General features: G+C 59.5%; 16 protein-coding genes. 10 read left to right on the plus strand and 6 right to left on the minus strand.

Features of this window, described 5'->3' with window-relative positions; all coding sequences use genetic code 11:
- Nucleotides 1-54 precede the first annotated feature (54 nt).
- Nucleotides 55-489: a DoxX family protein gene (locus ACI514_RS04120; RefSeq protein WP_007908568.1), complete on the plus strand. Its 435-nt coding sequence runs from the start codon at nt 55-57 to the stop codon at nt 487-489.
- A 249-nt stretch (nt 490-738) separates the two neighbouring features.
- Nucleotides 739-1,047: a hypothetical protein gene (locus ACI514_RS04125; RefSeq protein ID WP_077573983.1), complete on the plus strand. Its 309-nt coding sequence runs from the start codon at nt 739-741 to the stop codon at nt 1,045-1,047.
- Between the two features lie 6 nt (nt 1,048-1,053).
- Here the strand turns inward: ACI514_RS04125 and greB are convergent, their stop codons facing one another.
- From greB to ACI514_RS04140, 3 genes are read right to left on the minus strand one after another with little or no spacing between them, the layout of a single operon-like run.
- A complete protein-coding gene (gene greB, locus ACI514_RS04130) occupies nt 1,054-1,551 on the minus strand; it encodes a transcription elongation factor GreB (protein ID WP_016985509.1) in 498 nt (165 codons plus the stop codon).
- A gap of 34 nt (nt 1,552-1,585) precedes the next feature.
- Nucleotides 1,586-4,090 carry an ABC transporter permease gene (locus tag ACI514_RS04135; RefSeq protein ID WP_405123129.1) on the minus strand — a complete coding sequence of 835 codons (2,505 nt, stop codon included), beginning with the start codon at nt 4,088-4,090 and terminating at the stop codon, nt 1,586-1,588.
- Complete coding sequence (locus tag ACI514_RS04140) at nt 4,090-4,773, minus strand: ABC transporter ATP-binding protein (protein ID WP_007908572.1); 684 nt, start codon at nt 4,771-4,773, stop codon at nt 4,090-4,092. The genes ACI514_RS04135 and ACI514_RS04140 overlap by 1 nt, the downstream gene beginning before the upstream one ends.
- Nucleotides 4,774-4,783: 10 nt before the next feature.
- On the opposite strand from ACI514_RS04140, the gene ACI514_RS04145 reads away from it, so the two are divergent.
- From ACI514_RS04145 to ACI514_RS04155, 3 genes are all read left to right on the plus strand, one after another.
- Nucleotides 4,784-5,389: an arylesterase gene (locus ACI514_RS04145; protein WP_160058921.1), complete on the plus strand. Its 606-nt coding sequence runs from the start codon at nt 4,784-4,786 to the stop codon at nt 5,387-5,389.
- A gap of 57 nt (nt 5,390-5,446) precedes the next feature.
- Nucleotides 5,447-5,740: a hypothetical protein gene (locus ACI514_RS04150; RefSeq protein WP_007908575.1), complete on the plus strand. Its 294-nt coding sequence runs from the start codon at nt 5,447-5,449 to the stop codon at nt 5,738-5,740.
- A 180-nt stretch (nt 5,741-5,920) separates the two neighbouring features.
- The gene (locus ACI514_RS04155) at nt 5,921-6,892 is read left to right on the plus strand and encodes a L,D-transpeptidase family protein (RefSeq protein WP_127929247.1); all 972 of its coding nucleotides are present in this window, start codon (nt 5,921-5,923) and stop codon (nt 6,890-6,892) included.
- Nucleotides 6,893-7,018: 126 nt separating this feature from the next.
- On the opposite strand, the gene oprI is transcribed toward ACI514_RS04155, so the two are convergent.
- Complete coding sequence (oprI, locus tag ACI514_RS04160) at nt 7,019-7,270, minus strand: outer membrane lipoprotei OprI (RefSeq protein WP_003199355.1); 252 nt, start codon at nt 7,268-7,270, stop codon at nt 7,019-7,021.
- 639 nt (nt 7,271-7,909) lie between these two features.
- Here oprI and ACI514_RS04165 point away from each other — a divergent pair.
- Nucleotides 7,910-8,191, plus strand: a complete 282-nt coding sequence (locus ACI514_RS04165; RefSeq protein ID WP_003226804.1) for a GNAT family N-acetyltransferase — start codon at nt 7,910-7,912, stop codon at nt 8,189-8,191.
- Nucleotides 8,192-8,251: 60 nt separating this feature from the next.
- On the opposite strand, the gene ACI514_RS04170 is transcribed toward ACI514_RS04165, so the two are convergent.
- Both ACI514_RS04170 and ACI514_RS04175 read right to left on the minus strand, forming a co-directional pair.
- Nucleotides 8,252-9,328 (minus strand): 3-deoxy-7-phosphoheptulonate synthase, encoded by a 1,077-nt coding sequence (locus tag ACI514_RS04170; RefSeq protein WP_160058920.1) that lies wholly within the window; start codon nt 9,326-9,328, stop codon nt 8,252-8,254.
- A gap of 130 nt (nt 9,329-9,458) precedes the next feature.
- Nucleotides 9,459-9,902 (minus strand): PilZ domain-containing protein, encoded by a 444-nt coding sequence (locus ACI514_RS04175; RefSeq protein ID WP_016985504.1) that lies wholly within the window; start codon nt 9,900-9,902, stop codon nt 9,459-9,461.
- On the opposite strand from ACI514_RS04175, the gene ACI514_RS04180 reads away from it, so the two are divergent.
- From ACI514_RS04180 to ACI514_RS04195, 4 genes are all read left to right on the plus strand, one after another.
- Complete coding sequence (locus tag ACI514_RS04180) at nt 9,901-10,287, plus strand: co-chaperone YbbN (protein WP_160058919.1); 387 nt, start codon at nt 9,901-9,903, stop codon at nt 10,285-10,287. The two genes, ACI514_RS04175 and ACI514_RS04180, sit on opposite strands and share 2 nt — an antisense overlap.
- Nucleotides 10,284-11,255: a putative 2-dehydropantoate 2-reductase gene (locus ACI514_RS04185; RefSeq protein ID WP_160058918.1), complete on the plus strand. Its 972-nt coding sequence runs from the start codon at nt 10,284-10,286 to the stop codon at nt 11,253-11,255. Before ACI514_RS04180 ends, ACI514_RS04185 begins: the two co-directional genes overlap by 4 nt.
- 22 nt (nt 11,256-11,277) lie before the next feature.
- Nucleotides 11,278-12,183 carry a 5'-nucleotidase gene (locus tag ACI514_RS04190; protein WP_122844743.1) on the plus strand — a complete coding sequence of 302 codons (906 nt, stop codon included), beginning with the start codon at nt 11,278-11,280 and terminating at the stop codon, nt 12,181-12,183.
- Nucleotides 12,184-12,280: 97 nt separating this feature from the next.
- Entirely contained in the window at nt 12,281-12,784 is a 504-nt protein-coding gene (locus ACI514_RS04195; RefSeq protein WP_160058917.1) for a universal stress protein, read from the plus strand.
- Nucleotides 12,785-12,831 lie beyond the last annotated feature (47 nt).

Below are 12,831 nucleotides of genomic sequence, written 5' to 3' on the forward strand. Positions count from 1 at the left end.
TAATATAGCGGCCAACCAACACACACAACTTCTCGCAAAAACAAGGAATGCCCCATGAGCTCTCTGATCAACAAAGTACTGTTCACTCGCGCCGGCTACGGTCTGACCATTCTGCGCATTGCGGTCGGCGTGATCTTCGCCGCTCACGGCTCGCAAAAACTCTTCGGTCTGTTCGGTGGGTATGGTCTGGCGGGCACGGCTCAGTACATGGACAGCATTGGCCTGCACCCGGGCTACCTGATGGCGACCCTGGCGGGCGGTACTGAGTTCTTCGCTGGCCTGGCTTTGATCATCGGCCTGCTGGTACGTCCGGCAGCATTGGGTCTGACCTTCCTGTCGCTGGTGGCGATCTTCACCGTACACATCAGCAACGGTCTGTTTATGGCTAACAACGGTTACGAGTTCGCTCTGGCCCTGCTCGGTGGCAGTCTCGCCGTGCTGATCGAAGGCGCCGGCAAGCTCTCGGTGGATCGCGCCATCGCCGGTTGAGCGCTCTGGCTCAAGGAAATAGGCCCGCATCGTGCGGGCCTTTTTTGTTGCGGCTGATTCTTGACACTGATCGGTCACGTTCTCTAGGATGTTGCCCATGCGCCGATTTAAACAGCTACTTGCGGGGCGCCAGGTGACTTCAACAGTTGCCGTCAGAAGCCGAAACAGGGCTTCGAAATACCGCTAAAGCGCTGGTTCGGTGTTGCCTCTCACCTGCCATGCAGACTTTTGAGGCAGAGACACGACACGATGAATGCACTACGCCCTCCAGCACGTCCCGCGCCGATCACGGCACATATCACCCAGCGCAACCCGAAAATTCTCCTTGGCGGCAAACATCAGCCGACGCTGTTGCGTTATCTCGATGGCTGGCCACGTCGCAGCGGCGGTCCTGCCGCGTTCCTCATCCAGTTTGTCGAAGACGGCGAGTCGCTGGCACGTTTTGCCACTGACAGTTTTGATCTTGCGGTGATTCAGGCCCCGACTGCCGAAGATGCGCCAGAGATGATCAAGCAACTGGTCCGCGTTGCGCGGCAGGGCCTGATCACTCGCCGCTAATACGCTTTACGGATAGTCGATAGCGACGATGTAAACGAACTGCTCACCGGTTGGCGTCTGCACCCTGACTTCCGCATCCAGCGCCTTGCCGATCAAGGCGCGGGCCAGTGGTGAGTCGATGCTGATCAGGCCAAGTTTCAGATCCAGTTCATCCGGACCGACGATGCGGTAGCGCGATTGCTTGCCGTCTTCGTCTTCGATGGTCACCCACGCGCCGAAGTAGACCTTGTTCGGATCACTGGGTTTTTCACTGACGACTTTCAACGCTTCCAGACGTTTGGTCAGAAAGCGCACGCGACTGTCGATCTCGCGCAGCATTTTCTTGCCGTAGGTGTATTCGGCGTTTTCCGAGCGATCACCCTGAGCCGCTGCCTCGCTGACCGATTGCGTCACCTGCGGGCGGCGCACATGCCACAGCTCATGAAATTCGGCACGCATCCGCGCTTCACCTTCAGGGGTGATCAGCGCGGTGCCGGCGGGGCGTGGAGGGCGATAACGGCTCATGGCAACTTCTTGTGATTAAGTCCGCTTGAGTCTATCAACCCTCACGCAACACTGTCAGTGGACTTGCGTTGAGCGCCCGACGCGTACCGAACACGCCGGCACCACCAATCAGCGCCGCGCCAATCAACGGCAGCACCAGCAACCACGGATGAGGGTGCCACGGTAGATCGAACGCGTAGCGATACAACACCAGACTCACCACTTCCGAACCGATCGCTGCAAGCAGGCCGCTGACCGCACCGAGCAAACCGAACTCGATGCGCCGTGCCTTGATCAGTAACTGCCGCTCTGCACCCAAGGCACGCAACAGCGCGCCTTGGCGGATACGTTCATCGAGCGTCGACTGCAAACCGGAGAACAGTACGGCCATGCCCGCCGCCAACACAAACAACAACACATATTCGACCGCCAGGGTGACTTGGGCGAGGATGCTGCGCAGTTGTTCGAGCAGCGCTTCGACCTGAAGAATGGTCACTGCCGGGAACGTGCGTGACAGTTCGACGATCTGCTGGTCATGACCTGGCGCCAGATAGAAGCTGGTCAGGTAAGTCGCCGGCAGATCCTTCAACGTACCGGGCTGGAAGATCATGAAGAAGTTCGGCTGGAAGTTGTCCCAGTTGATTTCGCGCAGGCTGGTGACCTTCGCCTCGCGATTGACCCCGCCGACGTTGAACACCATCTGATCGCCGAGTTTGAGTTTTAGGCTTTCGGCGACTTTGCCTTCCACCGAGACACCGGGAACACCGTCGGTTGGCTGATCTTTCCACCATTCACCCGCCGTGAGCTTGTTGCCCGCCGGTAAGTCAGCAGCCCAGGTCAGACTCAAATCTCTTTGAACCGCACGGTCGCCGGCCGAATCCTTGCTGACGATTTGCTGCACCGCTTCTCCGTTGATGCTGATCAATCGCCCCGGCACCACCGGATACAGTGGCGCAGCTTGTGCGGAGACCTTGATCAGGTGATCGGTGAAGGCTTGTTTGTCTGCCGGCAAAATGTTCAACGCGAAGTAGTTAGGCGCGTTTTTCGGTAGCTGGTTTTGCCAGGTGTCGAGCAGTTCACCGCGCAGCAACGCGATCAGGGCCATCGACAGCAGAATCAGACCGAACGCCAACGACTGGCCGGCCGCTGCCAGCGGATGGCGCAGCAACTGGCCCAGGCCCAGGCGCCATGGCAGCGAAGCGCGGGCGAGCATCCGCCGCAGGCTTTGCAACAGCAACAACAGCAAGCCGCCCAGTACCAGTGCGGCGACTACGCCACCGCCGAGCAGGGCGAATGTCAGCAGCAGATCAAGGCTCAGGCGCCACATGATCAGGCCGAGCGCACCCAGTGCGGCGCCGTAAACCATCCACGTACTCGACGGAATCGGCAGCATGTCCCGGCGCAGCACACGCAGCGGCGGCACGCGACCCAATGCGGCCAGCGGCGGCAAGGCGAAACCGGCCAATGCGACCAGCCCGGTGCCGATCCCGGCGATGGCTGGAAACAGACCGCCCGGTGGCACATCACTTGGCAGCAAATCATGCAGCAGCGCGAACAAGCCCAGTTGCGCCAGCCAGCCGAGCAATGCACCACTCAGTGCGGCGAGCAGGCCGAGCACGGTCAATTGCAAACTGAACAGCACCATGGTTTCCCGGCGCGATAGGCCGAGGCAGCGTAGCAAGGCGCTGGCATCGAAGCGGCGACTGGCGAAACGGTTGGCCGACAAGGCCACCGCCACGCCGGCCAACAACACCGCTACCAGACTGGCCATGTTCAGGTAACGTTCGGCCTTGCCCAGCGCACCGCCAATCTGCCGGTTGCCATCGCGGGCATCCTGTATCCGCTGGTTGGCGGCGAGCCCGGGTTTGATCAGTTGCCGATAGGTTTCCAGCGCCTGCGGTTCACCGCGCCACAGTTCGCGGTAACTCACGCGGCTGCCGGGTTGCACGACACCGGTGGCGGCGAGGTCATCGAGGTTGATCAGCACCCGGGGCGTCAGGCTGTAGAAGTTGCCGGCGCGATCCGGTTCGTAGGTCAGCACACGGGTCATTTTCAATGTCTTCATGCCGACATCAATGCTGTCGCCGATCTTCAGATCCAGTGCGGTCAGCAGGCGTGCCTCGACCCAGGCTTCGCCCGGTTGCGGTTCGCCGCCGGTTTCTTCGGTGGCGAAAGGCGCTGGCGCACTCTTCAGTTCGCCGCGCAACGGATAGGCGCGGTCGACGGCTTTGATGCTCGACAGCTGAATGCCGTTGTCGGTGGCGATGACACTGGAGAACTCCACCACTTGTGCGTGATTCAGGCGCAGCTCGGTACCACTCCTGATCTGTTCTTCACGGGCCGGGGAACTGCCTTCGAGAACCAGATCGGCGCCGAGAAATTCAGTCGCGCGCAGCATCATCGCGCCGTTCAGGCGGGCGCCGAAATAGCCGATGGCGGTACTCGCCGCTACTGCAACGACCAACGCGAAGAACAACACGCGCAATTCGCCGGCGCGGGCATCGCGCAGGAGCTGGCGTATAGCGAGACTGAACAGACGCAACAGCGGCAAACGTGCCATCAAGGCTCCAGAGGGGCGACCAGCAGCCCGGCTTCAAGACGGATCAGGCGCCGGCAACGATGGGCCAGACGTTCGTCGTGGGTGACCAGCACCAGGGTGGTGCCGCGCTCCTTGTTCAATTCGAAGAGCAAATCGCTGATGCGCTCACCGGTATGGCTGTCGAGGTTGCCGGTGGGTTCATCGGCAAACAGCACGTCAGGCTCGGCAGCAAACGCTCGGGCAATCGCCACGCGCTGCTGTTCGCCACCCGAGAGCTGGCGCGGCGAATGGGTCAGGCGCTGGCCGAGGCCGACGCGCTGGAGCAGTTCGGTCGCACGCTCACGCGCATCTTTGCGGCCGTCGAGCTCCAGCGGCAGCATGACGTTTTCCAGCGCATTGAGACTGTCGAGCAGTTGGAAGGACTGGAAGACGAAACCGACATGTTCGGCACGAATGCGTGCGCGCTGGTCTTCGTCGAGATTGCTCAGGCCTTGGCCGGCGAGAATGACTTCGCCACTGCTCGGCAGGTCGAGACCGGCGAGCAGGCCGAGGAGGGTGGATTTGCCCGAACCGGACGCGCCGACGATGGCGAGGCTGTCGCCCTTGTTCAGTTCCAGGCTGAGTTCGTGCAGGATAGTCAGTTCACCTTCCGCGCTGGGAACCACTTTGCTGAGGTTCTTCGCGGTGAGAATGCTTGCGCCCATGGAGAATCCGATGCGTGTGTGGTTTTTGAGTGCTGGCCTGGCCTTGATGTGCATGGCCCAGAACGCAGCGGCGGGTACTGTCCTGATCGTTGGCGATAGTATCAGCGCTGGTTTCGGACTGGATACCCGCTTGGGGTGGGTCTCGTTGCTTGAGCAACGGCTCAAACAGGAGGGTTTCGACGATAAAGTGGTCAATGCCTCGATCAGCGGCGACACCAGTGCCGGAGGCCAGGCGCGGCTGCCCGCGCTGCTTGCAGAGCATAAGCCGGAACTGGTGATCCTCGAACTGGGCGGCAACGATGGCTTGCGCGGAATGCCGCCAACTCAATTGCAACAAAATCTTGCCTCGATGATCGACAGTTCGCGTCAGAGCGGGGCCAAGGTGCTGTTGCTCGGCATGCAACTGCCGCCCAATTATGGCAAGCGTTACACCGATGCTTTTGCCGAGGTCTACGGCAAACTCGCCGACGACAAAAAGATCCCGCTGGTACCGTTTTTCCTCGACGGCGTCGGCGGTCATCCGGACTTGATGCAGGCCGATGGTCTGCACCCGGCAGTCGGGGCTCAGAGCAAGTTGCTGGAAAATGTCTGGCCGACGCTAAAACCGCTGTTATGAGGCTTTTCTAAGGGCAGGCTTTCGGCTAATGTGGCGCCCCCTTATTTGGAGCCCCCGATGTCGCGTTCTGCCTGGTCCCTGTTTGCCTACCAACTGATCGAGCCTGACGAGCAGCTGGATCTGTTCGCCTGCCAGGAAGTGCGGGTGCATCTGGTGACGCGGCAACTCGAACTCGGTGGCTCGGCCGATCGCACCCTGTGCGGCAGTCTGCTGCCGGCGCAGCCGCGCTGGTCGAGTGTGGATCGTCGGGTTTTTCAGGATCAGCGCCTGTGTTCGCTGTGCCGGGCTATTCTGGAGTCGCAAAAACGCGGCACCTCGCCGATCTGGCCGGAGCTGCGTTTCGAGCTTTAAGAGCAAAAGATCGCAGCCTACGGCAGCTCCTACATGGGTTCGCGTAATCCTGTAGGAGCTGCCGAAGGCTGCGATCTTTTCGCATTCAGCACGGTCCATCGGCGTGGCTCCCCGAATATTCAAAGTGCGGTGTACAATCGCGCTCTTATACCCTTGTTGATCATGCGAAGGATTTTCCGGATGTTGCCGCGCTTTCCTGCCGTCACCCGCTGCCTGTCACTTGCCGCCCTGTGTGTGGCCGGTCCCGTTGCTGCATTGGAGTTTCCCCTGCCACCACCCGGTGAAGACATCATCGGTCAGGTGCAGGTGATCAAAGCCAAGTACGAAGACACCTTCGCCGATCTCGGCACGAAGTACGATCTGGGTTACTCGGAGATGGTCGCGGCCAACCCGGGCGTCGATGCCTGGTTGCCGGGCGCCGGCACCGAAATCGTCTTGCCGACCCGTTTCATTCTGCCGCCGGGCCCGCGTGAAGGCATCGTCATCAACCTTGCCGAGTACCGCCTCTACTATTTCCCGAAAGGCCGCAACGTGGTGTACACGTTCCCGCTGGGTATTGGTCGTGAGGGTTGGGGTTCGCCGATCGCGCACACTTCGATCACCGCCAAAACGCCAAACCCGACCTGGACGCCTCCCGCATCGATCAAGGCGGAACACGCCGCTGATGGCGACCCGCTACCGAACGTAGTGCCGGCCGGTCCGGACAATCCGCTGGGCCCGTTCAAGTTCACTCTGGGCACGCCGGGTTATCTGATCCACGGTTCGAACAAGAAATTCGGTATCGGCATGCGCACCAGCCACGGCTGCTTCCGCATGTTCAACAACAACGTGCTGGAAATGGCCGGCATGGTCCCGGTCGGCACGTCGGTGCGCATCCTCAATGATGCCTACAAGTTCGGCAGCAGTGGCGGCAAGGTCTATCTGGAAGCGCACACGCCGATCGACGACAAGGGCAACCCTTCGGTGGTCGACAAGCACACCGCAGTGATCAACGCGATGCTCAAGCGTGAAGATGTCACCAGTAACCTGCGCGTGAACTGGGATGTGGTGCGGGATGTGGTCGCAGCCGAAGATGGCCTGCCAACGGAAATCGGTACACCGAATACTTCGGCACCGATTGTTGCCAATACACCGATCGACCTGCAGCAGTAAGTCGTACTCCGGAACCCGTCGATGCGTGAAGCGTCGGCGGGTTTTTTATTGCCTGAACAAAACGATGGGCAATAAAAAAGCCGACCCGATAAATCGGGTCGGCTCGATAACAATCCCGAGGGATTATTACTTGCGGCTAGCTTTGTCCAGCATGCGCAGAGCACGCTCGTTAGCTTCGTCAGCAGTCTGTTGTGCTTTTTGAGCAGCAGCCAGAGCTTCATCAGCTTTACGGTAAGCTTCGTCTGCACGAGCCTGGGAGCGAGCAGCTGCGTCTTCAGTAGCGGTCAGACGTGCTTCGGTTTCTTTCGATGCGCTGCTGCAACCGGTAGCCAGAACTGCGGCCAGAGCCAGAGCAGAGAATTTCAGAACGTTGTTCATCGTGTTCCCCTTCAAGGACTTTCAAATTAAGTGACTGTCTCCTCACGATTGAGGAAATAGCCGGCGTACATACTACCCATTACTTGTAGTAAGTAAACTGACGTAAGGCAAGAAGCAAAAAAAATTGTAGGCGTTGATTCTTTTTCGAGCAACTTTTAACTGCGCTGTTTAAAAAATACCCAGCCGCAAGCCCCGAGCTGAGCGAGTTAATGAGAAAAAGTTCCCGTAGCCACGTGCTGTTTTTGCAGTCTTGGCTAAAGTCTGTCTATATGAATTCGTCCACACTTTTGTTCCGATTTTGCGTGCTGCTTCGCTTATCTTTGTCCATGTTGAGGTGACTTTAAAAAAGGCTGCACGTCTTAAGTCTCAACATCCGGCAATGTTCAGGTGAGTGGCCCGGGAAGATCTTCTCCCCAATCACCTCTGCGTCCCTTGGAGCAAACCCCGTCAACCCGCTTGATGACGAGCGCACCTTGAGCATTTTTGCCAATGGTGCCTACTATTTATCAGGTGCCAGGTTGCGCGAGATCGGTGTGGCTCTTCTCGGTGTCCATCAGGCACGGGGTGGCGTAGATGTTCCTTCGCCGGAAAAACATCGGTAAGGTAGGGGTCAGAATTCGAGACCCGCGAGGAGTAGTGATGAGCGAGGCGTTGTCCATCCACCATGACCAGGCTGGTCATCAGTTCGAGACCAATGTGGACGGTCATCGTGCCTACCTGACGTATATGGATCTGGGGAAACAGACCCTGGATATCTATCGCACGTTTGTGCCCAATGCCCTGCGTGGCCGTGGCATTGCTGCAGCGCTGACCGAAAGCGCGTTGCAGTACGCCGAAGAAATGGGCTACACGGTGATCCCGTCCTGCTCCTACGTCGAGCGCTACATGGAACGTCATCAGCGCCGCGCCGCCAAGATCTGAATCGCACACACAAAAACGCCGGGCATTGCCCGGCGTTTTTTTATGCCTGTAAGACGCTGATCAGCCGCGCTGGCGTTTCGGCAAAACGTCCTTGAGCTTGGCGTGCATGCTGCGCAGGGTGTTCTCGGTGGCAGACCAGTCGATGCAGGCATCGGTGATCGACACGCCGTATTGCAGGTCGGCGAGGTCTTTCGGAATGGCCTGGCAACCCCAGTTCAGATGACTCTCGACCATCAGGCCGATGATCGACTGGTTGCCTTCGAGGATCTGGTTGGCGACGTTCTCCATCACCAGCGGTTGCAGCGCTGGATCCTTGTTGGAGTTGGCGTGACTGCAGTCGACCATGATGTTCGGCTTGATCCTGGCCTTGTCCAGTGCCTGTTCGCACAGGGCAACGCTGACCGAATCGTAGTTCGGCTTGCCGTTACCACCGCGCAGCACCACGTGACCGTAGGCGTTGCCTTTGGTGGTGACGATCGACACGCCACCTTCCTGGTTGATACCGAGGAAACGGTGCGGGCTGGACACCGACTGCAAGGCGTTGATTGCCACAGTCAGACCACCGTCAGTGCCGTTCTTGAAGCCGACGGCCGATGACAGGCCGGAAGCCATTTCGCGGTGAGTCTGCGATTCGGTAGTACGCGCGCCGATGGCCGACCAGCTGATCAGGTCCTGCAGATATTGCGGGGAGATCGGGTCGAGGGCTTCGGTCGCGGTCGGCAGGCCTTTTTCGGCCAGATCCAGCAGCAACTGACGACCGATGTGCAGACCGTCCTGAATCTTGAACGAGTCGTCCAGATACGGATCGTTGATCAGGCCTTTCCAGCCGACGGTGGTGCGTGGCTTCTCGAAATACACGCGCATGACCAGATACAGGGTGTCGGAGACTTCCTCCGCCAGCACCTTGAGGCGATCGGCGTATTCGTGGGCAGCCTTGATATCGTGGATCGAGCATGGGCCGATCACTACGAACAGACGGTGGTCAGTGCCATCAAGAATGTTGCGAATGACTTCGCGGCCCTTGGTGACGGTGCGCAGGGCAGCGTCGCTCAGAGGGATATCACGCTTGAGCTGATCGGGAGTGATCAGGGTCTCGTTAGAGGCGACGTTTAGGTCGTTGATCGGTAAATCAGCCATCGTTTACTCGTCAGGTCACGGGTGCCGGCCGCCAGCGATCCCCGCGCGGCGGAGCACAGCAGATTTAAGCGCGTCGGGGAGCGGAACCTTAGCGCGTAAAGCGCCTGTTCGACAATGGGCAAAAGGTGCTTTAGTCCAGCGCTGGCTGCGCAAAAGCCTTGCGCACGCTGTCGTGGGAGAACTCGTCGGCGTGTTGCTCGACCCATTGCAGGGCCACTGCCTGAATTTCTTGCAGGTCATCGTGGGTGTCGTGCATGCGGCAATAGCGCTCTATCTGACACACCTGCTCACCCATTCGCGCACTGAACAGCGTCTGCTCATCGGTAAACGCGATGCCCACCAGATAGCCTTTTTTGCGTCGCAGACACCACGCCACATAGCCCGGATAGCAGATGTCGGCATTGAGTGACGGCATGCGCACTTGCAGGGCCGTGCCATGGCGCCAGGCTCGGTGGTAATTGCAAGCGATGCCGCCGAGGCTGATAGTGTGCAGCTGTTGCCTGGAAATACACTCAGGCTTGAGCAAGGTTAATTCAACCGGCACCTCGTCCGGATGAGGAATGAAACGTCCCATGAGCACAGACTCCCTGTGTCGGCCATTTGACATTGTTTCCCCCAGTATAGTGGTCGAATCCGAACTGACCGATTTCGACGCCGACCAACGGCTATTGGCGATGAGCGGCGTTTCGCTGGTGATTTTCACCAGCGTCGGCTGCGCCAGTTGCCGCTATGCCCGCGAAGTGTTGCCGGATCTGACGTTGGACATCGATCGCCTGTGCTGGATCGATGCCGGCGACAACGGCGGGCTGGTGGAGCGCTATCAGGTCTTTCATTTGCCGGCGCTGTTTGTGGTGCGCGACGGCGAGTTCTTTGGGGCATTGCACACGCGCCTGACGGTCGATGCGTTGAACGCGGCGCTGGCGCAGGCACTGGGTCGAGTTGCAGAGGAGTTGCCATGATGGGGGCAGAGAATAAACCGGGCTCTGATAAACCGGTCGTAGGGATTATCGGCACCGGCGCAATTGGTGGTTTCTACGGCGTAATGCTGGCGCGTGCCGGTTTCGATGTGCACTTTCTGTTGCGCAGCGAGTTTTCGGCGGTGGCTGAACGCGGTTTGCAAATCAACAGCGCGGTGCATGGCCCGCTGACACTGAATCCGGTGCAAGCCTATTCGGCCGCCGAGGATATGCCCAAATGCGACTGGCTGTTGGTCGGGGCGAAAACCACCAGCAACACCGGCCTCGCGCCTTCTATCATTCAAGCGGCCAAACCGGATGCGAAAGTGCTGGTGCTGCAAAACGGCCTCGACGTCGAAGACAGCCTGCGTGAGCTGCTCCCCGACTCTTTGCATCTGCTGGGTGGTTTGTGCCTGAACTGCGTGCACCGCGAGAGACCAGGGCAAGTCACTCATCAAGCCTTGGGCGCAGTCAATGTTGGCTATCACAGCGGTCCGGCCATCGATGACGTTGCACGTATGGCCATTGTCGAAGAGGGCGCCGGCCTGTTCCGCAGCGCAGGTCTCGATTCCCAGGCGATGCCCAATCTGCAGCAGGCGCGCTGGCAGAAACTGATCTGGAATGTTCCCTACAACGGACTCTCGGTGTTGCTCGGCGCCAGCACCACGCCGCTGATGGCGGATGCCGACAGCCGTGCGTTGATCCAGGCGTTGATGGCCGAAGTGGTGCAGGGCGCCAAAGCCTGCGGCCACGACGTGCCGCCGGGATACGCCGACTATCTGTTTATGATGACCGAGAAAATGCCCGACTACTGGCCGAGCATGCACCACGACTTTTTACATAAGCGACCGCTGGAGCTGGAGGCGATCTACGCTCGTCCACTGGCAGTGGCGAAAGCGGCGGGCTGTGAACTGCCGCGCATCGAAGCGCTGTATCGCAATTTACGTTTTATCGACCGGCGCAACGTTTAGGCCGGTCGCTTTGGGGGAAGGCATGGCGAAGAACATCGATGACAAACTGGTGCTGGCGATTTCGTCACGCGCCTTGTTCGACCTGAGTGAGAGCCACAAGGTCTACTTGTCGAGCGGCGTCGAAGCCTATCGGCAATACCAGATCGAGCACGAAGACGAAATTCTTGCGCCCGGTGATGCCTTCCCGCTGGTGGAGAAACTCCTGAGCCTGAACAGTCGCCTTGGCCGTGCACGGGTCGAGGTGATTCTGGTCTCGCGCAACAGCGCCGACACCGGCCTGCGCGTGTTCAACTCGATTCACCATTACGGTCTGGCGATTTCCCGCGCGGCGTTTGTCGGCGGGCGCAGTCCGTATCCGTATCTGAAAGCCTTTGGCTGCGACCTGTTTCTTTCGACCCATGCCGAAGACGTGCGCGCGGCGCTGGATGCCGGATTTGCAGCGGCGACGATTCTGTCCGGTGGTGCCAGTCGCGCGGCCAGTGACGAATTGCGCATCGCCTTTGACGGTGACGCGGTGATTTTTTCCGATGAGTCGGAGCGCGTTTATCAGTCCGGCGGGCTCGAGGCGTTCCAGGCCAAGGAGCGCGAGTCGGCGCGCGAACCGTTGCGTGGTGGTCCGTTCAAAGGTTTTCTCGCGGCGCTCAATTTGCTCCAGCGGGAATTCCCCGACGATGATTGCCCGATCCGTACGGCGCTGGTCACCGCGCGTTCGGCACCGGCCCATGAACGGGTGATCCGCACCTTGCGCGAGTGGGACATTCGTCTCGACGAGTCACTGTTCCTCGGTGGCCTGACCAAATCGGCGTTTCTCGAAGCGTTTGCTGCCGACGTGTTTTTCGACGACCAGGCGGGCCACTGCGAACTCGCCCGCGAAGTCGTTGCCACCGGCCACGTGCCGCACGGCATCAGCAACGAACCGTCGGTCTAAAGCCCTTTGGTTCAAGACGTTGCGTCGCCCGTCGTAGTCGCCAAGGCACTGCTAAGCTGAATCAAATCTCCGCCATGTTGGCACGCGAGGAGGTCATATGATTCGTTCGATGCTGTATGCCACTGACCTCGGTCTGTACGCACCGTTAGTGATGCAGCATGCCCTGGCGTTGGCGCGAACGTTCAATGCCGATCTGTACGTGGTGCACGCGGTGGAGCCGATGGGGCTGTTTGCCGAATCGGTGTTGCAGAGCTATCTCGACGAGCAGGCATTGAACGAATTTCACAGCCAGGGTCTGAAAACTGTCATCGCCAATATCGAGCAGCGGGTGCTCGACAGTTTTCGCGAAGAACTGGGAGATGAAGGCGCGCAGGATCTGCAGCGCATTCGCGCGGTGCGCGTGCTGCAGGGCGATCCGTCGCAGGTGATTCTCGACCAGGTGCAGAAACTCTCTGTCGATCTGCTGATCGTCGGCAGTCACAGCCACGGCGTGGGCGCGGAAACGCCGTTGGGGCGCACGGCGGCGCGGGTCCTGCAATTGGCCAAGGTGCCGGTTTATCTGGTGCCGTTGGTGGAGCGTCGGCGGCGGGAGGATCGCTGACGCAGGAATAATGGCGCTTTGATAAAAAAGTTCTAGATTTATTCTTC

The organism is Pseudomonas sp. M20, from assembly GCF_045037865.1.
Classification (GTDB): Bacteria; Pseudomonadota; Gammaproteobacteria; order Pseudomonadales; family Pseudomonadaceae; genus Aquipseudomonas.